The organism is Ohessyouella blattaphilus (assembly GCF_024721265.1).
Lineage (GTDB): Bacteria > Bacillota > Clostridia > Lachnospirales > Lachnospiraceae > Aequitasia > Aequitasia blattaphilus_A.
In genome coordinates this window covers 55,292-76,542 of sequence record NZ_JAMXOC010000002.1, presented here as the reverse complement: position 1 = coordinate 76,542, position 21,251 = coordinate 55,292, and the positions used below count along the sequence as shown (strand labels likewise).

Annotated in this window: 19 protein-coding genes and 1 tRNA gene; 7 read left to right on the top strand and 13 right to left on the bottom strand. The window is 41.6% G+C overall.

All coding sequences use genetic code 11. From position 1 onward, the window contains the following. Positions 1-30: 30 nt before the first annotated feature. Positions 31-297: an EscU/YscU/HrcU family type III secretion system export apparatus switch protein gene (locus NHH16_RS02490; protein ID WP_262068017.1), complete on the bottom strand. Its 267-nt coding sequence runs from the start codon at positions 295-297 to the stop codon at positions 31-33. Next, complete coding sequence (locus NHH16_RS02485) at positions 284-1,693, bottom strand: hypothetical protein (protein ID WP_262068016.1); 1,410 nt, start codon at positions 1,691-1,693, stop codon at positions 284-286. The genes NHH16_RS02490 and NHH16_RS02485 overlap by 14 nt, the downstream gene beginning before the upstream one ends. A gap of 119 nt (positions 1,694-1,812) precedes the next feature. Here NHH16_RS02485 and NHH16_RS02480 point away from each other — a divergent pair, with 119 nt between their 5' ends. From NHH16_RS02480 to NHH16_RS02455, 6 genes are all read left to right on the top strand, one after another. After that, positions 1,813-3,828: a chemotaxis protein CheA gene (locus tag NHH16_RS02480; RefSeq protein ID WP_262068015.1), complete on the top strand. Its 2,016-nt coding sequence runs from the start codon at positions 1,813-1,815 to the stop codon at positions 3,826-3,828. Between the two features lie 3 nt (positions 3,829-3,831). Further along, positions 3,832-4,257 carry a chemotaxis protein CheW gene (locus NHH16_RS02475; protein WP_262068014.1) on the top strand — a complete coding sequence of 142 codons (426 nt, stop codon included), beginning with the start codon at positions 3,832-3,834 and terminating at the stop codon, positions 4,255-4,257. A 3-nt stretch (positions 4,258-4,260) separates the two neighbouring features. Continuing rightward, a complete protein-coding gene (locus NHH16_RS02470; protein ID WP_262068013.1) occupies positions 4,261-5,079 on the top strand; it encodes a CheR family methyltransferase in 819 nt (272 codons plus the stop codon). Positions 5,080-5,109: 30 nt separating this feature from the next. Then, positions 5,110-5,688, top strand: coding sequence for a CheB methylesterase domain-containing protein (locus NHH16_RS02465; protein WP_262068012.1), 579 nt, complete (start codon positions 5,110-5,112; stop codon positions 5,686-5,688). Positions 5,689-5,913: 225 nt separating this feature from the next. After that, on the top strand, positions 5,914-6,756 hold the full coding sequence (locus tag NHH16_RS02460; RefSeq protein WP_262068011.1) for a flagellin N-terminal helical domain-containing protein: 843 nt from the start codon (positions 5,914-5,916) through the stop codon (positions 6,754-6,756). Between the two features lie 102 nt (positions 6,757-6,858). Then, positions 6,859-8,184 (top strand): glycosyltransferase family 2 protein, encoded by a 1,326-nt coding sequence (locus tag NHH16_RS02455; protein WP_262068010.1) that lies wholly within the window; start codon positions 6,859-6,861, stop codon positions 8,182-8,184. Positions 8,185-8,249: 65 nt separating this feature from the next. Here NHH16_RS02455 and NHH16_RS02450 read toward each other — a convergent pair whose 3' ends face one another. From NHH16_RS02450 to NHH16_RS02400, 11 genes are all read right to left on the bottom strand, one after another. Continuing rightward, on the bottom strand, positions 8,250-10,088 hold the full coding sequence (locus tag NHH16_RS02450; RefSeq protein ID WP_262068009.1) for an aminotransferase class I/II-fold pyridoxal phosphate-dependent enzyme: 1,839 nt from the start codon (positions 10,086-10,088) through the stop codon (positions 8,250-8,252). 34 nt (positions 10,089-10,122) lie between these two features. Beyond that, positions 10,123-11,067, bottom strand: a complete 945-nt coding sequence (locus NHH16_RS02445; protein ID WP_262068008.1) for an ornithine cyclodeaminase — start codon at positions 11,065-11,067, stop codon at positions 10,123-10,125. A 1-nt stretch (position 11,068) separates the two neighbouring features. Beyond that, positions 11,069-12,646 carry a hypothetical protein gene (locus tag NHH16_RS02440; protein WP_262068007.1) on the bottom strand — a complete coding sequence of 526 codons (1,578 nt, stop codon included), beginning with the start codon at positions 12,644-12,646 and terminating at the stop codon, positions 11,069-11,071. A 157-nt stretch (positions 12,647-12,803) separates the two neighbouring features. Next, positions 12,804-12,886, bottom strand: a tRNA-Leu gene (locus NHH16_RS02435). A gap of 63 nt (positions 12,887-12,949) precedes the next feature. Beyond that, complete coding sequence (locus NHH16_RS02430) at positions 12,950-13,609, bottom strand: hypothetical protein (RefSeq protein ID WP_262068006.1); 660 nt, start codon at positions 13,607-13,609, stop codon at positions 12,950-12,952. Positions 13,610-13,664: 55 nt separating this feature from the next. Beyond that, the gene (locus NHH16_RS02425; protein WP_262068005.1) at positions 13,665-14,930 is read right to left on the bottom strand and encodes a diaminopimelate decarboxylase; all 1,266 of its coding nucleotides are present in this window, start codon (positions 14,928-14,930) and stop codon (positions 13,665-13,667) included. After that, the gene (locus NHH16_RS02420; RefSeq protein ID WP_262068004.1) at positions 14,911-15,639 is read right to left on the bottom strand and encodes a TrmB family transcriptional regulator; all 729 of its coding nucleotides are present in this window, start codon (positions 15,637-15,639) and stop codon (positions 14,911-14,913) included. The genes NHH16_RS02425 and NHH16_RS02420 overlap by 20 nt, the downstream gene beginning before the upstream one ends. 165 nt (positions 15,640-15,804) lie before the next feature. Next, positions 15,805-16,623 (bottom strand): carbohydrate ABC transporter permease, encoded by an 819-nt coding sequence (locus NHH16_RS02415; RefSeq protein ID WP_262068003.1) that lies wholly within the window; start codon positions 16,621-16,623, stop codon positions 15,805-15,807. Between the two features lie 17 nt (positions 16,624-16,640). Then, the gene (locus tag NHH16_RS02410; RefSeq protein ID WP_262068002.1) at positions 16,641-17,549 is read right to left on the bottom strand and encodes a carbohydrate ABC transporter permease; all 909 of its coding nucleotides are present in this window, start codon (positions 17,547-17,549) and stop codon (positions 16,641-16,643) included. A 14-nt stretch (positions 17,550-17,563) separates the two neighbouring features. Continuing rightward, positions 17,564-18,850, bottom strand: a complete 1,287-nt coding sequence (locus NHH16_RS02405) for an ABC transporter substrate-binding protein (protein WP_262068001.1) — start codon at positions 18,848-18,850, stop codon at positions 17,564-17,566. Between the two features lie 19 nt (positions 18,851-18,869). Next, complete coding sequence (locus tag NHH16_RS02400; RefSeq protein ID WP_262068000.1) at positions 18,870-20,159, bottom strand: Gfo/Idh/MocA family protein; 1,290 nt, start codon at positions 20,157-20,159, stop codon at positions 18,870-18,872. Between the two features lie 155 nt (positions 20,160-20,314). Between NHH16_RS02400 and NHH16_RS02395 the strand changes: the two genes are divergently transcribed. Beyond that, on the top strand, positions 20,315-21,247 hold the full coding sequence (locus NHH16_RS02395) for an AraC family transcriptional regulator (RefSeq protein ID WP_262067999.1): 933 nt from the start codon (positions 20,315-20,317) through the stop codon (positions 21,245-21,247). The last annotated feature ends 4 nt before the right edge of the window (positions 21,248-21,251 follow it).

Sequence of the window (21,251 nt, the reverse complement as noted above, 5' to 3'; positions counted from 1 at the left end):
TGCCAGAGAGCGATTCTCTGGCACTTTTAACTATTCTTCTTGAAAATCAAGGAAATACAAATAGATATCTATCACTACTTGGTAAAGCTCTTCGGGAATCTCCATCCCTAGTTCCAATTGCGTAAGAAGTGTCGCTAGAGAATTATCCTCATATATCGGCACCCCTGCTTCGGCCGCTACTTTCAGCATCTCTTCCGCCACATATCCCATCCCCGAGGCAACGATAACCGGTGCCATATTCTTTTCCGTATCATAATTAAGGGCAACTGCTTTGTGCTTGCTATTATATTCTGACATTCACACTATTCTCCTTTTCCATAATCTGCGGAAACGCCTCCGTTAACGGGATCGCCGGTTTACCTGTCTCCACGTATAGCTCCTCTGCTTCTAGGCCGTTTTTTGTGATTAGCTTTGTCAAATCGGTACGCACCGTTTCCAGTTTGTCTTTAACTTTTTCTGGTGCATTTAGCTGCATTTTTACTTTTCCATCTTGATGATATAAAAACAAATCAAACTTGCCTAGCTGATCAATGTCAAATTTAACAAGGCACTTGCTCCCTCTTTTACCAGGGCTTTCCTCGCTTGTTTTATCCGCATCAGGATCCACCCACATTTCACTAAACCTTACCTTGCCATCCGCTTGATAGGGAATCAGCGTATGCAAAATAGGCATATAGACACTTTCATTTACGATCATCGCCTGGAGAATATCCTTATACATCTGTTGTTGCTCTTTTCCCGCTTTCCCAGTTACACCCGCGCTCACAAGTTGCCGGAATTTTTCCACCCACTTCTGTTCCTTTTTTGCCTTCTCATAATCGCTATTTGCTAGTACCTGTAAAATCGCCGAAGGATTCGCCCCTGCCAGATATTTTTGCATTCCTTGGAACTTCATTAATTCCGCAAACGCCTCTTCCACTCGCGTAGGCGCTCCGTTTTCACATCTACCCAGCAGATTTCCTAAAAGCGCTGACAAATCTCTTAGACTACCTCTTTCATTCATGCGGGAAATATAAAGATTTAAAAATGGCAGCACCTTATCCCTTAGTACCTGCAACTCAGATGCCATCTCATCTTTTCCAAAGGTAAGACCAGACGTTAACTCAGCCAATTGCATCTTTGCATCTTTATACATCCACTTGTCAATGCTCGCCAAGGTATATCTTATACTTTCAAGCAGACGCGGCGTTTCTGCCATATCGGTATAACGCCGAAGAAACTCCAGGACCCCCGCTTTTAATTCCAAAGGTTCTTCACCGTTTAAAACTTGTCGTAAGATTCCGAAAAAAGCGCCACTAAACCGAATAGAAGTCTGCGCATTTCCCTTTAGCTGAGCAAGTCTTTCTTCAGGACTATCCGTAAGCGCATTCACAAATTCTTCTGTCATTGCGATAAACTCAGCTGGTGAATTGCCAATATCCTGACTGTTTAAACTATCAAACACTTTCGTCAAACTCTCTGTAAGACTAGGGCTCTCGTGAAGCTGCTTGATAAAATTCCCATAGTTGGATTCATAGCGAAACTTACTGACACTGCCCTCCCCTAAGGCTTTGTCTTGTTCTAGCGGTGCCCCTTTCTCATCCTTACTAGCTGCCTCCGCCGTATTTTCCGTATTTCTCAGTCCTTTGTTCTTAACCGGAGCCGTCTTCTCATAGCCGCTAACCGGTGTTGTGACTTTTAAAATATTTGTCATATTTTCATCCCCAAATTTCTTATTTTTTATCAACTTCTGTCGATATACTATCTGTACATTATCATACGGATTCTTTTGATGCAAGTTGGAAAAAAACAAATAACCGAGGTATAAAAAATATGGATAACGTAAATGACACCCTCTTAGAGGCCTATCTATTTGAAACGGATTCTCTTCTGGCAGAGCTTGATGATTTGCTCATCAGCGCCGAGCAGGAAGGGACTTTTTCTGTAGATGAAACCAACCAAATATTTAGAAATATGCACACTATCAAAGGCTCGTCAGCAATGCTTGAATACCACTCGCTAATGGAAATCGCTCATCATATCGAAGATCTCTTCTTCTATATTCGCGAAAATGGTATGGATAGTTTAAGTGGCAAACAACGAAATCAACTCTTTGAATTAATGTTTGATTCAATGGACACTCTCCGACTAGAGTACGAGAAAGTGAAAGCGGATCTCCCGCTATCCCAGGATACAGACGGCTTAACCCTAAAAATAAATACCTTTATCAAAAAATTAAAGGGCGAAGCCCTACCGACTAAGACGGAGGTAGATACCATCGATGACAAGCATAGCTATCAAGTGTTAATAAACTTCGACACCGACTGTGGCATGGAAAACCTACGTGCCTTTATGCTTGTAAGCGCTCTAGAAGGCGAGGGCCTTGCTTTTACCTATTCGCCGAAAGATGTGGAAACAAACGCTGCCTCTTCAGAAACAATTATTGACCAAGGCTTTAAGCTTTTCTTTGACAGTGAATCCTTAGCAAAAGAAGCGATTGAGACCATCAAAAATTCCGGAAGCATTCGCTCCTATGAATTAATTCAACCTAAGCTGGCAGCTATAACTGAAGATGAGCCCAGTGTGACCGCTGAAGTAAACGAGGCAAAGCCTGAGAAAGCGATACCAAAAGCAAATATAAAACAGGATTTAATCAATGTAAGCCTTAACAAGCTAGACAAATTAATTGCGGTGGTTGGAGAGATTGTGATCACAGAATCTATGGTAGTCGCCATCCCTGAACGCCTGGGCCTTAAGGATGATAGCTTTCTAAAATCCGCCCGGCAACTTCGCAAACTAACCGATGAACTTCAAGATATTGCCATGTCCCTAAGAATGGTACCCGTCTCTGGCGTCTTTCAGCGAATGAATCGCATTGTTCGCGATATGAATAAGAGTCTTGGTAAAAACGTTAAGCTTACCCTTATCGGCTCCGATACCGAGGTAGATAAAACTATTGTGGACGGGATTTCCGATCCTTTAATGCACATTGTTCGCAATGCCATCGATCACGGTATCGAAAGCCCGGAAGCGCGACTACAAGCCGGAAAGGAAGAACAACCAGAAGTCACTCTTAGTGCGAGCCACACCGGCAGCGAAGTAATTATCACCGTTACCGACAATGGACAGGGAATGGACACCGAAGCCATTCTTAAAAAAGCCGAGAAAAATGGACTGCTCACCAAACCAGCCGACGCCTATAGCAAGAAAGAGATTCTTTCTCTCCTGATGCTTCCTGGATTTTCGACAAACCATGAAGTGACCGAATATTCCGGTCGCGGCGTGGGTCTTGATGTGGTCAAAAAGAATGTAGAGTCTATCGGCGGTACGGTAATTATTACCAGCGAACAAGGACAAGGAAGCACAACCACTTTAAAGATTCCGCTTACCTTAGCTATTGTTGACGGCATGGACGTCTCTGTCGGAAAAGAAATATTCACCTTGCCCATTGCCAACATTAAGCAATCTTTTAAAGCTACCAATACCGATGTTATTCGCGATGCCAAAGGCCAAGAGATAATCAAGTATCTTAATGACTTCTTTCCCGTTGTGAGGCTGCGAGATTTGCTTCAACTAGAAAACGGCGTAACGGATATGGAAGATGGCATTCTAATCTGGGTTGAATCTGGAGAACACTCTTACTGTCTCTTTGTTGATAACTTGATTGGTGAACAACAAGTTGTGGTTAAGCCTTTGCCTACGTATCTGAATAATTTTAGAATTAAAGACTACGGAATCAGCGGTTGTACCATTCTTGGAGATGGAAGCATCAGCATTATTTTAGATGTTGGCGGGATTTACTCCGCTTTCACCGGCGACCAAAACACAAGAAATATAAGCGAGGTATAAAACATGAAAAGCTATCTTACTTTTACCACCGACAACTTAACCTTTGCCGTTGCCACTGATTATGTGGTAGAGATTATCACGAATTACCAAATCCGTACGGTTCCAAAATCGCCTAATTTTATCTCAGGCATTATTAATCTTCGGGGACAAATTATCCCGGTTATGGATATGCGTCTTCGACTCGGCAAGGATTTTCTGCCCTATACGGAAGCTACCTGTATCGTTATCTTAGATATTGATAATGAGCTAATTGGGCTGGCAGTAGATACTGTCCTACAGGTTCAGGATTTAGATGATACTGCGGTTTCTCCGCTACCAACACCAAAATCAGAGGAACTAGCAAATCAACTCCTAACGATAGCAACCGACAAAGTGGCGCTAATACTTGATGCCGCTTCCCTTCTAGAAGTAGACACCCAAGGAGAATAAACCATGATAGATATCTCCAATCGCGATTTCACGCGCTTAGTCACCTTTATTAAACACAACTACGGAATCAACTTAGCAAATAAGCGCCAGCTAATTATGGGGCGCCTTTCGCCCATGTTATCGCGGCTTGGCTATGCCAATTTTACGGATTATATTGACTACATTATAACTACTGAACATAAAAGTGACATCGATCAACTGCTTAATCGCTTGACCACCAATTATACGTTCTTTATGCGAGAGGTAAACCACTTTGATTATTTTAAGGACACCGTGCTCCCTCAACTAGTGGCTAACAAAAAAGACCGCACGCTAAGTATCTGGAGTGCCGGCTGTTCCTCGGGCCAAGAGCCCTACACGCTTTCGATGCTGATGAAAGAATATTTGGGATCTGATTTTGATAAGTGGGATACCCGCATTCTCGCTACCGACATCTCAATGAATGCCCTTTCTCTAGCGGCCAAAGGGATTTATTCTGAAGATGCTCTTAAAGATATGCCAAACGGGTTTAAAAGTCGTTATTTCCGCCCACTTACTAACAAAACCGACTATCAGGTGATTAATGAAATTCGCGAAAATGTAATCTTCCGCACCTTTAATCTGATGGACCCCATCCGCTTCAAGCGTCCCTTTGATGTGATTTTCTGCCGCAACGTGATGATTTACTTCGATAAAGATACGAAAGAAGATCTCTGTAGACGCTTTTACAATGCCACCTATCCTGGTGGTTATCTCTTTATCGGTCACTCCGAAAATTTGACTAACAAAGATTTGCCTTATGAGCATATAATGCCCTCTGCTTACCGTAAACCCCTTCGTTAGTTTTACCTATGACTTGTGAGGATACCTACTATGTTTAAGAACAATCTTGAAATAATCGCCATCGGCGCCTCTACTGGTGGTACGGAAGCCACCGTAAAGATATTAGAGGCCTTGCCAGCCGCAATTCCCGCAATAGTAATTACTCAGCATATGCCTGAGGGTTTTACCCAGATGTATGCTCAGCGTTTGGATAAAATCTGTAACTTTCAAGTAAAAGAAGCCCGTGATGGCGACTGCCTTACCCCCGGCTTGTGCCTCGTAGCGCCTGGTGGCCAGACCCATATGAAGATCGTCCGGATTGGCCCCCGCTATTTCGTACGGCTTCTAGACGAGGAAAAAGTAAACTGTCATCGACCCTCTGTCGACGTCCTCTTCCACTCTGTGGCTAAATACGCCGGTCCAAATGCTCTTGGTGTCATTCTAACCGGTATGGGGAGCGATGGCGCGAAAGGTCTTCTAGAGATGAAAAAAGCTGGCGCTTATACCATCGGCCAAGACAAAGCCTCCAGTGTGGTCTACGGCATGCCTATGGTCGCCCACGACCTAGGTGCTCTTTGCACCCAAGCACCATTAGATTCCATTGCCAATCTAATCATCAATCGCCTCTAAAAACTCATGAAGCCCTTATAAATAGGCTGTTTTCATGAGTTTATATTTTTTTTAGATTTAAATACTTATGTTTTCTAATCCCCAGACGATAATCTATTTGAACACGAATAAAGCATAAACAAAAGCACTTCATTCGTGGACGACGCGTCTACAAAATAAGTAACTAAGAAACTGACACTCCGGGAAAGGGAATTCCCGGGAACACAATTCAAGGAGGAATTATTTATGAGAATTCAACACAACATTACTGCAATCAACTCTTACCGTAACTTAACAAACAACAACTCTGCTGTTGGCAAGAACTTAGAAAAGCTTTCTTCAGGATACCGCATCAACCGCGCTGGTGATGACGCTGCCGGTCTTGCTATCTCTGAGAAAATGAGAGCTCAAATCACTGGTCTTGAAACCGCGCAAAAGAACTCACAGGATGCCGTTTCTCTAATCCAGACAGCGGAAGGTTCTCTAACAGAAGTTCACTCTATGCTTAATCGTATGGTAGAACTTGCAACTCAATCAGCCAATGGTACTTATGAAAATAAGGTTGATAGAGAGGCCATGGAAGCCGAAGTTACTGCATTAAAAAGTGAAATTAACCGTATTGCTGATAGTACAAACTTTAATGGTAAAAAACTACTAGATGGCTCTTTATCTGCTGATGGCCTTACTTTACAAGTTGGTGATACCGCCGATACCTTTAATCAGATCACCGTTACAGTGGATAGTATGAAAACTGCCGACTTAGGTGTTACTGACGCTAAACTAGATGCCATTACTATTGCTAGTCAGACTGGTGCCTCTGCAGCAATTGATGTTATTAAAGCTTCAATTAATCAAGTATCTACTCAAAGAGCCGGTCTTGGTGCGCTGCAGAACCGTATGGAACACACCATTAACAACTTAAGTGTCAATGCTGAGAACATGACGGCTGCTGAAAGTCGTATTCGTGACGTTGATATGGCTAAGGAAATGATGGCTTATACGAAGAACAATATCCTGATTCAATCTTCGCAGGCTATGCTTTCACAAGCGAACTCTCTTCCTCAGGGCGTTCTTCAACTATTGCAATAATCTTTATAATTACCCTTTTACCTCATGGCAAAAAAAGCCATGAGGTATTTTTTTTAACTCTTATCTAATCCAATTTGTAGCCGATAATAATAGTAGACACATTTGTATGATGGAAAGGATTTAAATATGCTTATATCGCAGTGCATGATTGTAAAAAACGAAGAAAAAAATATCGAAAGAGCTCTGACTTGGGCCAAGGACATTGTATCGGAACAGATCGTAGTAGATACCGGCTCAACCGATAAAACGGTGGAAATCGCCAAATCTTTAGGGGCAACGGTTTTTGAGATTCCTTGGGAAAACGATTTTGCAAAAGCAAAGAACTTTGCTATTGATAAGGCTAAAGGTCAGTGGATTATCTTTTTTGATGCCGACGAGTATCTGCAAACTCAAGCGGAGGCACATAACCTTAAAAAGCTTCTCCCCTCTGTATCTCGTGAATTCGTTGCCATTTCAAGCCCTTTGATAAATCTCGATGATAACCATGATCCAATTTCAAAAATATCACAAGTTCGAGTTTTTCGTAACCAAGATAAACTAAGATACGCTGGGCTTATTCATGAAAATCTCTCCACTTCTGATAATAGTAAAGTCAAGGGTTTACATGTTGATAATTGCTTTACGATAATGCACACGGGGTATTCTGCCTCTGAGCGAAAAGACAAAGATAAAGGTCGACGAAATACCGAGATGCTAAAAAAACTTGTTCAAGATAAACCTAGCGACTACAACGCTAAAGTATACTTCGTAACTGACGCCTTAAGATATGGATTCGTAGCAGAACTTGATCCAATATTATCCGCAATTTTTGAACCTGTAAATTACAAAACAATTTTACCTTCTCTACGTATATATCTGGAAACATGTCTACTCCAAGAGTTTACTGACTCTCCACTTCCTGATAGTGAAGAAAGACTTCTTCAAATCTATCATACTGGCATGAGTTGGAATGCCTCTCATCCAGATTATGATTTTCTTTTAGGCAACTGGTATCGTAAGCAAGAAGATTTAGCAAAGGCCAAAAGCTATTTCGCCAGAGCCTATGATAAACTTCTGACCTACGATGGAATTTTACCAATTGTTCTCCCTTCAAATATGGAAGGTTTGTGCCTGATACTCCTTACTCTTTGCAAGCAAGAAAAGGATGCGCCAGGTGTCGTTAAATATGCTATTGCTACCTTGAAAATAAACCGCTATCATACAAAAACGTTAATGATTCTATTAGAATTGCTTCGTAGAGAAATTCAGGATGATAACAGTGCTTTAAAAGTGTTAAATATTCTTAGCAGTATCTATGACTTCTCCAACTACAAAGACCGAATACTCGTCTTCACCTGTATCGAAAGCGTAGGAATTTCTCCCTTAGAAAAGGCCTTTCGTTATCGCATGACCAAAGAAGACTTTACCCTCTTGAATAACACTCACTAAAAAACTAGCATAGATGATTATTTTAAATCATCTATGCTAGTTTTTTAGAATATCTGCTAGTTCAATTAACTAGCTACATACAGATGTCTTTCACCTATCTTCGCTTGTAAGGCCTTTAACAGACGATTATTATCGTTAGTATTTCTAATAGCCACGCGAATATACCGTTTCTCTTCCCCATCCAACTTCCCTCGTAAATCCTTTATTAGAATATTATCTGCTACTAATAAAGCCTTCGTCAAGGCTGTAGCTGACATATCTGCTGTTATTTCTGCCATTACATAGTTTGCCTGAGAAGGAATCACTCTAAGACCAACTATCGTTTCTAGCTCCTGTACAAATCGTCTTCGTTCGATTCTAAACTTCTCAAGCGCCAACAAATAATCTCCCCGATACTTCTCTTCTATCTGCAAATAAAATTCCGCAAATGAATTTATATTCCAGATAGCTACATCCTTTTTAAGCTCGCTTATCCCTTTAATATCGCCTGATGCCAACACTCCTAACCGCAAACCTGGGACTCCATAAGACTTTGAAATACTTTTCATAACATACAAATGTGGATTTGCAACGAATATCTCTCTCTTAATAAGTGTTGCATCCTCTTCATCGGCAAAATCTACGAATGACTCATCTACTAATAACTTGATTGCCTTCTCCTTGGTCCAAGTAAGAAGCTTTAGCATATCTTCTTTCGGAATATAATTCCCAGACGGATTATCTGGATTAATTAGGATAAGATTATCAATTGGATGCGCATCAAAAAACCTCATCAAATCCTTAACACCATAGCGATAGTCATTATTGTCAGGCCAAAAACATACCAGCTTAGCCCCATCGTAACGATGAGGGTACTCTTCAAAGGTTGGGCGTACAACTCCAACTTTACCTGTTAAGCTACTCATCCAAGCTTTAATTAGCTCCGTAGCCCCATTTCCGACGATAATATTATCTGAGCACACCCCAAAACTTTTAGCCGCAAGAAGAGAATTCACCTTCATCCCCGAAGGATATTGGGTTAGCAATTTCTCAAAATTTGCTTTAATTTCATCCATCAATCTCTGTGGCGGGAAATAAGGATTTACTAGATAACAAAAATCTAGTAGCTGTGGATAACGCCAATAACCACCATAGCGCTCTTGTAGTCTGGTTACTCTTTCCTGCTCACCGACAGCGAACATCGACTCAGCAATATCAAGATCCTGGACATCATCGATTTCATACCAAAGTTGTCCATTTAGTCGTTTTGCTTTGATTTCTGGACAATCAAGCATCGTAATAACACGCAAAACCTGTTCATAATACTCATTTACACCTAAGGCTTCTTGATACGCTTCAAGAAATGGAACGTAAAAACTTGCCGAGAACTTCTGACTAAACTTATAGATATTTACCGTTTTATAGTAGTCGCCAATTTCTGCAAACTTAAACTGTTTACCAGGAATAAACGCTTCAATGCTATCATCATCTCCTAGCTTTACACACGTTCCGTCCATCCAACTCTCGTACTTATCAACTAAGGCTAAGGTCTCTCGCGGATCATCCAGAAGCGCTTCTATTACTCTGTTTTCAAAAATCAAATCTGACTCTAATAGCAAGGTATCTTCTTCCTGAAGGTAACTCTTTGCCAAGGCCAAAGAATAAATATTGTTAGTCTTATGATAGAGCGAATTATTAACGTATACGATTGGCGTCTTAACCTCAAGTGAGGAAATATAATCTATCAACCTTTGTCCTTCATAGCCAATAACGATCACAATCCGCGAGAGATGCTTTTCATCCAACTGCTTGAGCATCCGTTCAATCATCGTCACACCATTTACTTTCACCATACACTTAGTATTATCATAAGTTAAATCCTTTAAACGCTTCCCCATACCTGCCGCCAATATAATTGCCTGCATAAACCTTCTCCCCCTAGACTGTTCCTCTATTTTCTCAAATCCAAAACTTTTCTATCGGTTCCCCTAATTTCAAATTCATAATATTTCCTTCTTGAATTATCATCTGATAGATGTGGGCTGCATAATTAATATCATGAATCGCCAGTCCAATGTTATACGCTAATATCCTCTCTGTATCACTTTCCCGTCCTCGTGCTCTGCCCTTAACTAGCTCCTGAATCTCAGCAAAATATTTAAACTTCTCAAAATTCTGAAAATGATGAACATGTCCATAGTCATCTGCATACACCTTGTCAAAAAACAAGTCACAATTTGTAAACCCTCGAGTATGTACAGGAACTACTAATACCCCCTCATCAAAGCAATCGTCTGAACATATGTCTTTTTGAAAATGAGTTACACAAGAAACGACTACCTCTGATCCTTTTATCACTTCCTCTTGGGTTTCTATATAAGAAAACTCAAGATTTGGATGATTTGCAAACCTCTCCACAAAAGCCTTTTCTTGTTCTTTATACTTCAAAAGTTTAACATGTATTTTCTTATCACCTATTAAGGAGGCAAGCACTAGCAAAGTTGCCCTCGCCGTATTCCCTAACCCAAGCATTGCTATTGTTGAGAATTCTCTTCTAGCTAGCTTTAGAATGGAATGAGCTGCTACTGCACCTGTTCGCATTGCCGTAATCCAGTTCCCATCCATAAGAGCAAGAAACTCACCTGATTCCATGTTTAAGAGTAAAATCTTACTATCGAGGCTTGGCTTTCTTTCCGGATATCGATTAACCACCTTTACTCCGCCCCAAGAGCTGTTCAAAAAACATGGCATAACATTACAAAACACTCCTTCTTTTGGCTGTAAACTAATCTTTGGCGGAAGTGTTGCCTTTTCCTTGTTTTTAATTGTCTCTTCAACCCACTGAAAACAAGTAACGGGATCAATATTTAGTTTAATGATGTCATCAAATGTAACTATTTTCATTCTATCCCTCCATACATCGTTCTAAGATGGTACTCCCACAACTCGGCTTGGGAAAAACTGCAATTAGCGAAAACAATTCTTTCTTTTTATCAGCAAAGAATTGGTATGTCTGCGAGTATGTTGGTAGAACTAAATAATCTAGCAAGCCATTAAGACACGAAGTACTGTCCTCAGAAACAATAGTTAAATCATCTTCATGAACTGCTGATTCCCGATAATGATTTGCACTACGCTCCAAAAATTCTTCGAAGCTATAAGTTTTTTGATCACTTACAAGGTTTACATCTTGATACATTATAAACTTGCCTGTCAAACCATACAGGGAAACTACGGCGCTGTGATCTCCATAATACGCATCTGACCAGAGGATTGCTCGGTACGAATCTGGCGTGTCGTCATAAATCCCTCTCTTTTCCTGACAATACTCCGTGACAATTTCTTGGTATTCGTCGTATAAATCTGGAAGCATGCTTTTATACGTTTCCCCTGTTAAAGGATGAGGTCGCCACCAAAGCACAACATCCTCGCGTTTGTTAAACAATTCAATAACAGAACGTAACTTTTTAAGATACCGTTCGCCACCTTTAAGGTGAGCACCAACCGAAGTATTATAGAGAACGATCTTTTTATTTCTGTTACCCGTTCCTTTAATTAACTGTTGCCACGAAGAAGGAAGTGGTTTATTTTTAAAATCAATATTTTCAAGAATATCAAATTTAGGACTACCAAGAGCGATAAATTTATCCTCTGGGACTCCAAATGCTTCACCGTAATTATTTTCATTTACAAACTCAGTAAACTCGCGAACGTATGTCTCTCTTACTCTTTCGGATTGAACAAATACCTTATCGGCATACACCGTTCCTTTTGTTACGCAAAAATGCTTCGCAACGTCTCCAACTGTAACAAAATAAGGTACATACACTAACAAATCCGTATAATCCTTTAGCTTTTCACTGTAGTAATCGGGATGAATACTGGTAACTCGATTTCCATCGTCATAAGGCGAATGAATAAAAATAATGTCTGGGTGCCGAGACTGGATATCGTATTCCTGCCAATCCGTAATCTTAACATCCGTATACAAATCCCCTTCATAATGCATTTGTCCCAGGGAACCATCTGGCTGCTTATCATAATAAGGAATAGGGCATACATACGTCTCACATTGCGGATTAGCCATTGAAGCCTCCCAAATGGTTTGTAATGAATCCGCCATTGATACTTTATATGGTAGAAACAAAACTTCCATGTGATTTGGCTGCAGCTCGCTACGAATGCTGTTTTCTATTCCTATTAACTGTTTTCTAATGGCCTTAAGGATTGTCTTTGAAGGTTCTTGACTAAACTGGTAAATCGCTTCGCAACATTCTATCAATAACGCTACTGTCTGTGTCCCCTCTCCACAAATAGACTCGATGTACTCTCCCATTTTAATTGCAAAATTCTGGCAATCTGCCAGAAGGTTAATCATACTATCATCTATTTGCTTTGCTTCAAACAAACGAACAAGCTCCTCATATGCTTCCTTTAATGTCTGGCACAATTCCAAAAGTTGCTTCTGCTGGTGTCTACGCATTCTTTTCTCCCCTTTAATTACAAAATATATCTTTAATATCGACACCTTTGCTTATATTCTTAAGTAATTTGCCCTTTTTTTGCTCCTTTTCTTTTTTTTACAATAAAAAAGTTGCCGCAAACCCTTTAAATTCAAGGTTTTTAGCAACTTATTTGACTGCGGATGGTGGGACTTGAACCCACACGATGTCACCACCGCAAGATTTTGAGTCTTGTGCGTCTGCCATTCCGCCACATCCGCATGGCAATCTTGGTCACTCGGACCAAGATTTATTCTACCACAAACTTATTTTCAATTCAACAATTATTCAACAAACATTTTCGAATCTAATTCACCAAGCTCCGCTTCATCCACGTAATAGACATTGTTATCATCTAACTTCACATGAAGGGTCATTGTCTCTTCCTCGCCATAGGTTGGTGATTCGAGATTTTCTTGCAACATCTCCAGATAAATCTGGAAGCCCATTTGCTGGATGTCATCTTCGGTGATCTCACCGTTAAGAAGTTGTTCGCTTATTTTATCCACATCTAAGCGGCTGTAAAGCTCTTCTTCAAGGCTGCTGGTTATCTCGTCGATTTTCATCTGAAATGGTTTGAAAGATACGGTAACTTCAAAGTCCTTATCCTTCTTTTTGGCTTCAACCACCTTATACTCTGCCTTCTTCATCATTGCCACTAGCACATTATTAAGCTCTTCTTCAATTTCGGCGTTTACACCTAGTGAAGCAAAGTTAGCCTCATCAAGAACGGTTTGCACGTTCTCATCGTAAAGCTCCTTAGCTTCTGCTTCTGTCTTCTTCGTGTACTTAATGTAGTCGGCAAATTCCTCTTTGTAACTAGAGTCTAATACTCCCGTTACGTATCCTTTTGCATCTTCTTCACTCCAACCGCCACAAGCAACTAGAGACAGTGACAGTGCCATTAATAGCACCATACCTACAATTTTTTTCATTACTTTCATGTTCCTTTTCTTCCTTTCATTCCTTTTGCTTTTTCCCTCAAACCATTTACATGATTTATTTCAGTTTATCATAGTACTCACTAAAATCAAAGGTAGCAAAATAGTCGCTTGGCTTTTCGGCGCGGCGGATAAGCTTAACGCTACCGTCTTCCTTAAGAAGCAATTCTGCTGATTTTAGCTTACCATTATAGTTATAGCCCATGGAGTAGCCGTGAGCACCCGTGTCGTGAATTACTAAGTAATCACCCATCTCGATCTCAGGAAGCATCCGGTCAATCGCAAACTTATCGTTGTTTTCACAAAGAGACCCGGTGATATCGTATTTTTTATCGGCCATATCTGCTTCTTTTCCTAATACCGTTATATGGTGGTAAGCGCCGTACATGGCTGGTCTCATTAAATCTACCGCACAAGCATCGACCCCAATATAGTCTTTATACGTATTTTTTTCATGGATGGCTTTGGTAACTAAACAGCCATAAGGACCTAGCATAAAGCGTCCTAGCTCCGTGTAGATAGCCACATCGCCCATGCCCGCAGGGACTAATACTTCTTCGTACACCTGACGAACCCCTTCACCAATCACTTTAATATCATTGGCCTCTTGGTCTGGTGAATACGGTATACCAATACCGCCCGATAGATTAATGAACTTGATTTTTACTCCCGTTTCCTTTTGCAGGTCGACAGCCACTTCAAACAGCAGCTTAGCTAGGGTCGGATAATACGCATTTGTCACCGTATTAGAGGCTAGGAAGGCGTGAATACCGAAGTTCTTAGCACCTTTTTCTTTCAGTATTTTAAAGGCTTCAGTAATCTGGGGAGTCGTCATGCCATACTTGGCATCCCCGGGATTATCCATAATAGCCGTACTGATTTTAAAGAGGCCCCCGGGATTATAGCGGCAGCTAATCGTCTCCGGAATCTCTCCTATCGCCTCTTCCAAAAAGGGAATATGGCTAATGTCATCTAAATTGATAATGCCCCCTAACTGGTGGCAATACTGATAATCCTTCGCCGGAGTGTCATTAGAAGAGAACATAATGTCCTCGCCCTTTAACCCCATAGCATCGGCAAGCATTAGCTCGGTGTATGAAGAGCAGTCTACGCCACAGCCGTATTCGCTAAGAATCTTAATCAGATAAGGATTAGGGGTAGCTTTAACGGCAAAATACTCCTTGAAACCTTGGTTCCAAGCAAAGGCTTCCTTCATCTTCTCCATATTCTCCCGAATCCCTTTCTCATCATATAAATGAAAAGGCGTGGGGTAGGTTTTTACAATTTCTTCTACTTTTGTCTTACTAATAAATGTCTTTTTCATCTTTCTTACCTTCCTTTAATGCTAATAATTTTATCTCGTTTGCCAATGCTTTCTTATATAGATCAACAAAATACTTTTGTCCGGAATACAGACAAGTATTATCGCCACCCTCTCCGTATTCACCGGTCATCACGAACCGTGAATCGACAATTAGACCAACACTTGTCTTTCTATCCTCACCGTAGTAAATCTTAAAGTGAGGCATATTCACCGGCTGATCCGTGATAATTACTACCTTCTTATGCTGAGCCTTAAGGATTTCTAACTCGCCAATAAAATTAAGAAGAAAACTGCGATTACAAGAAATGTACGCGCGCTCCGTCGTCTCTAGCAGCAGATTTTTCATCTTATCCAGAATATTTACCTCTCCCTCGATGGTAATATACCCTTCCGTCTCCTGCTTCTCATCCGGCGCGTGCTTAACTAACCAACTTTTCGCCTCTTCTAAGTGACGTAAATGATTTTTACAAAATTCATCGATCTTCACCGGTGCATACTTCTTCGTCTTTCCCTCATAGGCGAGATAGGCACCACCTTTTTCCGTTAAACTAGCTAATGAATTATAGGCATTTGACCGGGAAATTCCCAGTTGCTTAGCCACCTCATACCCTGTCGTCTTCCCCTCACCTAACAAACACTGATAAATAGCGGCCTCTTGCCTAGTAAGCGAAAACATCATTAGCGTTTCCACAAAGCTTCTCTGAACCATTTGACATCCCCCTTTTTTTGTATTTGATTTCTTATTGGTACATTCAAGTACTACTATATAATTAAATCGCTACCGTGTCAAATAAAATGATGATAATTATTCGCAAGAAAGCCGATGTTCCTTACGAAACATCGGCTTTCTTATCAAGATCTGCAACTCGTATCACTATCCTTTTACTCCTGTATGAGCGACTCCTTCAATAAACTGCTTCTGGAAGATAAAGAACAGCACAATCAAAGGGATGACAGCTAAGACCGCTCCTGCCATCTGGGCCGGAAAGTTGGTCGTATATTGGCCCTGAAGGGACGAAAGGGCTGGACCTAGAGTCATCTTCTTTAAAGATGAATTAACAATCATCGGCCACATAAAATCATTCCAAGCGAATTTAGCGGTAAAGATGACTAAAGAAACAATCCCTGGTTTAACAAGGGGCAGCATCACCCGTCCAAAGATCTGGAAACGGTTCGCCCCGTCTAATAGCGCCGCCTCTTCTAGTTCCTTCGGCAAAGACATAAAGAACTGCCGCATTAGGAAGGTGCCAAAGGCACTAAATAAGTTCGGTAAAAACAGTGCTGGCAGTGTATCTAGAAGTCCTAACTTCTGAATAATCAGGTATTGCGGCATCAAGAATATCTGACCTGGCACCATCAAGATTGAAAGCACCAAGATAAAAAGCAGATTTTTCCCGGGAAACTGAAGTCTCGCGAATGCATAGGCAGCTAAGGTACAGATTGCCACCTGAAAAAGCACGGTAATCACCGTTGACAGCAAGGTATTCATAAATACCTGAGCAAAGGGAATGGTCTCCATTATCGTCGAATACGCTTCCGTAGTAAACGTCTGTGGTAGCACCGTTGGTGGAATCTGCATGGTTTCTCCCTTGGTCTTAAAGGAGGTTAGAACCATCCATAAAAAAGGAAATGCGGTAATGCCCACACCTAAAAGTAACAAGAGGTGAGTAATTGCCTTATTTCGTGTTTTCATCAGCTAAAACCTCCCTTCTAATCATAATTAACCCATTTCTTCTGCCCAATCATCTGAATCGCCGTAATAATCAGGATTACCACAAAGATTAGCACGGAAATTGCTGCCGCATACCCTTTTTGTCCATAATCAAAGGCATTTCGGTAGAATAGCATGACCACTGTTTGGGTACTTTCAAAAGCCATGGAGCCTTTGCCTACCATCATGTAGACCGTGTCAAACACCTGAAAACCACTGATGATTGAGGTGATTAAGACGAAGAAAATCGTCGGACTTAGAAGGGGAATGGTAATGGCGAAAAACTGCTTAACGGGACCAGCACCATCAATGGCTGCTGCTTCGTAATAGGACTTTGACACTCCTTGTAGACCGGCTAGCAAGATAATCATATTGTAGCCCACAACCATCCAAATCCCTACTACCATAATGCAGTATAGCGAGGTTTTCGGGTCTTGCAGCCACTCCCGTGCGGATAAGCCAAATGCTCGTAATATGGCATTTAGCACACCGGACTGACCGTTAAAAATCCACTTCCACACCAAGGCGACAGCCGCCGCCATGGTTACGGAAGGTAGAAAATAAATCGTTCGATAAATGGACTTTCCTTTTATTTTGGTATTAAGAAGTGCCGCAATGAAAAGGGATAAGCAAATACTGACCGGCACTACGATTAACACGTATTTAAAGGTATTCCCCAGTGACTGCCAAACCGCCTTATCTTGAAACATCTTAATGTAATTATCAAAGCCGGTAAACGTAGCTACATTAAACTTGTTCACATCATTAAAGCTAAACCAAATATTTTGAATAAATGGATATACATAGAATAAGAGAATACCGGCTAGCAGTGGTAGGATAAAAAGATAAGCTACCAGCCAATCTTTCTTTTCTCTCTTCGTTGCTTTCTTCTTTATCTTTTTGGACATAGTCTCACCTGCTCTTATTCCATCGTCCCTAGTAACTCGTCTGCTGAGATTTTAAGCTCTTTACAAACCTCTTCTAAGCTCTCTTCACCTGCATACGCTAACTTAAGCTTAGATAGTTCCAAATCGTATAACTCTGCCGCAACCTTGCATACTGGAAGGGGAACGGCTTTATCAGCATGATTGGTATAAGCTGCCAAATTAATCTCTTTGTTTGAATCAGCAAAGAAGTGTTGGGCATCGTTACGTGCGGAAATGACGGTCCCGGCTTCTCCTTGAAGCTTCATCGCCTCTTCGCTCATTAACCAAGCCACAAATTCCTTGGCTTCTTTTTCGTGCTTTGTACCTTCAAAGACAGCGTATCCCAGGCCATTAATTACATTTGGCTCCTCCCCGTTAAACTCTGGAAATTCGACTAGGTCAATACTTTTATTAATGGCGTCGTTGGTTAAGTACTCTGGTGTCATATAAGATCCTGCCAAGACCATTGCTGTCTGACCAGCACCGAATAAAGTATCTGCCGAGGTTTCTGCAAGTACAGAAGAGCTTGGCGATAATCCTTGGTCGATCATATCGATCCAACACTGAATACCTTCTTGGGTCTTCGGGTCAGCGTAGCCGGTTTCCGTCTTATCGTCATTTAAAATCCAGCCACCGTTTGCAAAGACGGTAGGATAATACCATGTCTGGAAGTCTACAGGACAAACAAAAGGATACACTCCTTCTTCAAGGCCAGCCTCTTTAAGCTCTGTTGCTGTCGCTACTAAGTCCTCATAGGTCCAGTCATCGGTTGGATACTCCACCCCAGCTTTGTCAAAAATGTCTTTGTTATACCATAAAGCGTTCGTATCGAAATCCTTTGGTAGGCCAATTTGCTGGTCAGAGAAATTATAGGCTTCCACTAACGCTTCTGGGTAGTTTTCTTCAAGGGCTACCTCTTCTGCCACATCGGATAGATCCTTCAAGATTCCTCCATCAAAATAGCTTTCTGCATGCAAAACATTAATCCAGAAAACGTCTGGTGCCGTACCACCTGCCGCTGAAGCTTCCAATTTAGTCCAGTACTCTCCGCCCTTATAAGGTGTGATTTGCACCTCAATATTTACATCTGGATGCTCGGCTTCATACGCAGCAATTGCCTCATCGTAAAACGGCGATTGCTTTACATCCCACATCCCTAGGGTAATCGTCGTTTTCCCGCCGTCGCTCTTCTCCTCTTTCTTGCTTCCACAACCTGCCATCATTCCCACAGTCATAACGCTTACCATAAGCAATGCAACAATTTTTAAACCTCTCTTTTTCATCTGTTTTTCCTCCGTTTTATTATTCTTCACGATAGCTATCTAAATAAACCACATTGCCGCTGTGCTTCCGAGACTCTTCGGCGGCAAAGGCCAAATAGTGACTTTCTACGGAATCCTCAAGAGCTGTTGTTTGACTGGAAGCTTCCTTTTCCCCACTTAAAATATCAAGGAAGTCTTCAACCAAACGAATATCGCCACCCCCATGACCGGAAAAATCCGTTGCCAACTTGGCAACATCCACGATCTCTGGCTCTTTTCCAAAAGGCATCACCGTAATCAACTTACTCTCCATATCAGCAATAATCTCACCCGTTGTCCCCATCAACTTGCAGTAGCGAGAATTGGTTGCTGTAAGTCCACACATGGTAAAACTAATAGTACTGCCATCGGTCATCTTTAGATTTAGCACCTGATGATCGACCACATTGTTGTCACAGTGGTAGACGCATTTTCCATAAGGGCCTTCCTTAATTGCTTCTAAAATCGATTCTTCGGTTGGATGAAGTGATAAAATATCTAGCGGCCAGGTGGTATGTCCGCTACGAATCCCGATTTTCTTATCATCCATATATATTTTTTCCGCATCGAAAGGACAGTTTTCTTTTGCTTGACACCCGTCCATGCAGCGTAAGCTAGCACCTGCTGGAGCCTTTTCTGCCTTAAATAGATACGTGTCACCGTAAGAACTTACGGATTCACAACTCTTACCGGTTAACCAGAGATACATATCCATGTCGTGGCAACACTTCTGTAAGATCATCGGGCTTGTTGTCTCCGAGTTATTCCAATTGCCCCTAACAAAACTGTGTGCTTGATGGTACCACCCCACGTTTTCGATGGCCATAACCGAGACCACCTCCCCGATTGTGCCCGCGTCCAGCAAGTCCTTAAGCTTTTTAAAAAAGGGCGTATAGCGGAGCACGTGACAAATGATTACCCGGCGGTTATACTTCTTTGCGGCTTTCACAAGCTCCTTACACTCTTGGAGACTTGGCGAGATGGGCTTTTCTAACAGCAAGTCATAGCCTTTTTTTAGCGCCTGAAGCGCTTGCGGTACGTGTTGGCGATCTTGAGTTGTAATAAACATCGCATCGGCTAGGCGCTCTTCTTTAAGCATCTCCTCAGCGCTGGCAAAACACGCCTCTTTCGGTACGTGGTAGCGTTTTGCCACTTCCTCTACCTTCTCCGGATCCACATCTGCGATAGCGACAATCTCCATCTTATCGGGATATTGCTCGGCGACCGGAGCGTAACTGTCTTTCCCGCGGCTACCAAGACCGGCTAAGGCAACCTTCATTTTTTTACTCATTTACAAATTTCCTCCTTTGACATCCTGTTGGACAAATCATTGTGTAATTTGTAATTAGTATACGGGTATTTACCTCTTGTTTCTTATCTATTTATCCGATGAACTTGTTATATCGTCCAAGTCCTGTTATAATTTCCTCTAAGGAGAATTATAAAATGACTTATATTAAAACGAAGATTACGAGCGAAATACAAATCGATGAACTAATCACGGTTCACTATTTTGAATATATGAAAGATTTTTACTTTAAGGGCGAATCCCACGATTTTTGGGAATTCATGTTTGTCGATCGCGGTAGTATGCTAGTTAATGCCGATCAAGTAACCATCCCCTTAGAGGCCAATGACATTATCTTTCACGCCCCTAATGAGTTTCACTCCATGCGTTCCACTGGGCGCATCCCGCCTAATATCGTGGCGATTTCTTTTACGAGCACCAGTCCTATCATGAATGAGTTTATCCACCGAACCTTTACTTTGGATGAGTGGGAAAAAGCCTTGATTACCAAGATTTTAGAAGAAGCGAGTTCTGCCTTTGCCTCTCCGCTTTACGAACCTAGCGTTGAATCCATAACCTTAAGTGAGCAGGCGGATTTTGGGTGTTTGCAGCTGATTAAAAATCACCTTGAGGAACTACTTATTCTCATTAAACGCAATCATCTTGACGGAGCTACCAGTCCTATTCTCAAAGATAAGAAACCCTCCCACCACTCGCGCAACCAGCAACTAAGCACCTATGAGCAGATCCAGGAATATTTAGATTTTCACATCTGTGAACCCTTGACGGTAACGGACATTTGTGAGCACTTTTCTCTTAGTCGCTCTACACTTCAGGCCTTGTATCATCAGCATCATAATTGCGGCATAATCGACACCTTCCACCGCTTAAAGTTAAATCGCGCCAAAGAGCTTATCCGCAGCGGTCGGATGAACACTACCGAGATTGCCATGTTCCTCGGCTACAGCTCCCTCCAACACTTTTCCCGGATGTTTAAAAAGTATAACGGAATCCCTCCTAGTCAATATACCCATTCGGTTAAACATATTAATGAACAAGTCAAGAAAACACCTCCTAGGAATCGTTCCTAGGAGG

What these genes read in the sequence shown, in the direction of transcription:
- NHH16_RS02490 (WP_262068017.1), bottom strand. Translation starts at nt 297, where the DNA reads ATGTCAGAATATAATAGCAAGCACAAAGCAGTTGCCCTTAATTATGAT.
- NHH16_RS02460 (WP_262068011.1), top strand. Translation starts at nt 5,914, where the DNA reads ATGAGAATTCAACACAACATTACTGCAATCAACTCTTACCGTAACTTA.
- NHH16_RS02450 (WP_262068009.1), bottom strand. Translation starts at nt 10,088, where the DNA reads ATGCAGGCAATTATATTGGCGGCAGGTATGGGGAAGCGTTTAAAGGAT.
- NHH16_RS02410 (WP_262068002.1), bottom strand. Translation starts at nt 17,549, where the DNA reads ATGTCCAAAAAGATAAAGAAGAAAGCAACGAAGAGAGAAAAGAAAGAT.
- NHH16_RS02400 (WP_262068000.1), bottom strand. Translation starts at nt 20,159, where the DNA reads ATGAGTAAAAAAATGAAGGTTGCCTTAGCCGGTCTTGGTAGCCGCGGG.
- NHH16_RS02485 (WP_262068016.1), bottom strand. Translation starts at nt 1,693, where the DNA reads ATGACAAATATTTTAAAAGTCACAACACCGGTTAGCGGCTATGAGAAG.
- NHH16_RS02425 (WP_262068005.1), bottom strand. Translation starts at nt 14,930, where the DNA reads ATGAAAAAGACATTTATTAGTAAGACAAAAGTAGAAGAAATTGTAAAA.
- NHH16_RS02415 (WP_262068003.1), bottom strand. Translation starts at nt 16,623, where the DNA reads ATGAAAACACGAAATAAGGCAATTACTCACCTCTTGTTACTTTTAGGT.
- NHH16_RS02470 (WP_262068013.1), top strand. Translation starts at nt 4,261, where the DNA reads ATGATAGATATCTCCAATCGCGATTTCACGCGCTTAGTCACCTTTATT.
- NHH16_RS02440 (WP_262068007.1), bottom strand. Translation starts at nt 12,646, where the DNA reads ATGCGTAGACACCAGCAGAAGCAACTTTTGGAATTGTGCCAGACATTA.
- NHH16_RS02420 (WP_262068004.1), bottom strand. Translation starts at nt 15,639, where the DNA reads ATGGTTCAGAGAAGCTTTGTGGAAACGCTAATGATGTTTTCGCTTACT.
- NHH16_RS02430 (WP_262068006.1), bottom strand. Translation starts at nt 13,609, where the DNA reads ATGAAAGTAATGAAAAAAATTGTAGGTATGGTGCTATTAATGGCACTG.
- NHH16_RS02405 (WP_262068001.1), bottom strand. Translation starts at nt 18,850, where the DNA reads ATGAAAAAGAGAGGTTTAAAAATTGTTGCATTGCTTATGGTAAGCGTT.
- NHH16_RS02395 (WP_262067999.1), top strand. Translation starts at nt 20,315, where the DNA reads ATGACTTATATTAAAACGAAGATTACGAGCGAAATACAAATCGATGAA.
- NHH16_RS02480 (WP_262068015.1), top strand. Translation starts at nt 1,813, where the DNA reads ATGGATAACGTAAATGACACCCTCTTAGAGGCCTATCTATTTGAAACG.
- NHH16_RS02445 (WP_262068008.1), bottom strand. Translation starts at nt 11,067, where the DNA reads ATGAAAATAGTTACATTTGATGACATCATTAAACTAAATATTGATCCC.
- NHH16_RS02475 (WP_262068014.1), top strand. Translation starts at nt 3,832, where the DNA reads ATGAAAAGCTATCTTACTTTTACCACCGACAACTTAACCTTTGCCGTT.
- NHH16_RS02465 (WP_262068012.1), top strand. Translation starts at nt 5,110, where the DNA reads ATGTTTAAGAACAATCTTGAAATAATCGCCATCGGCGCCTCTACTGGT.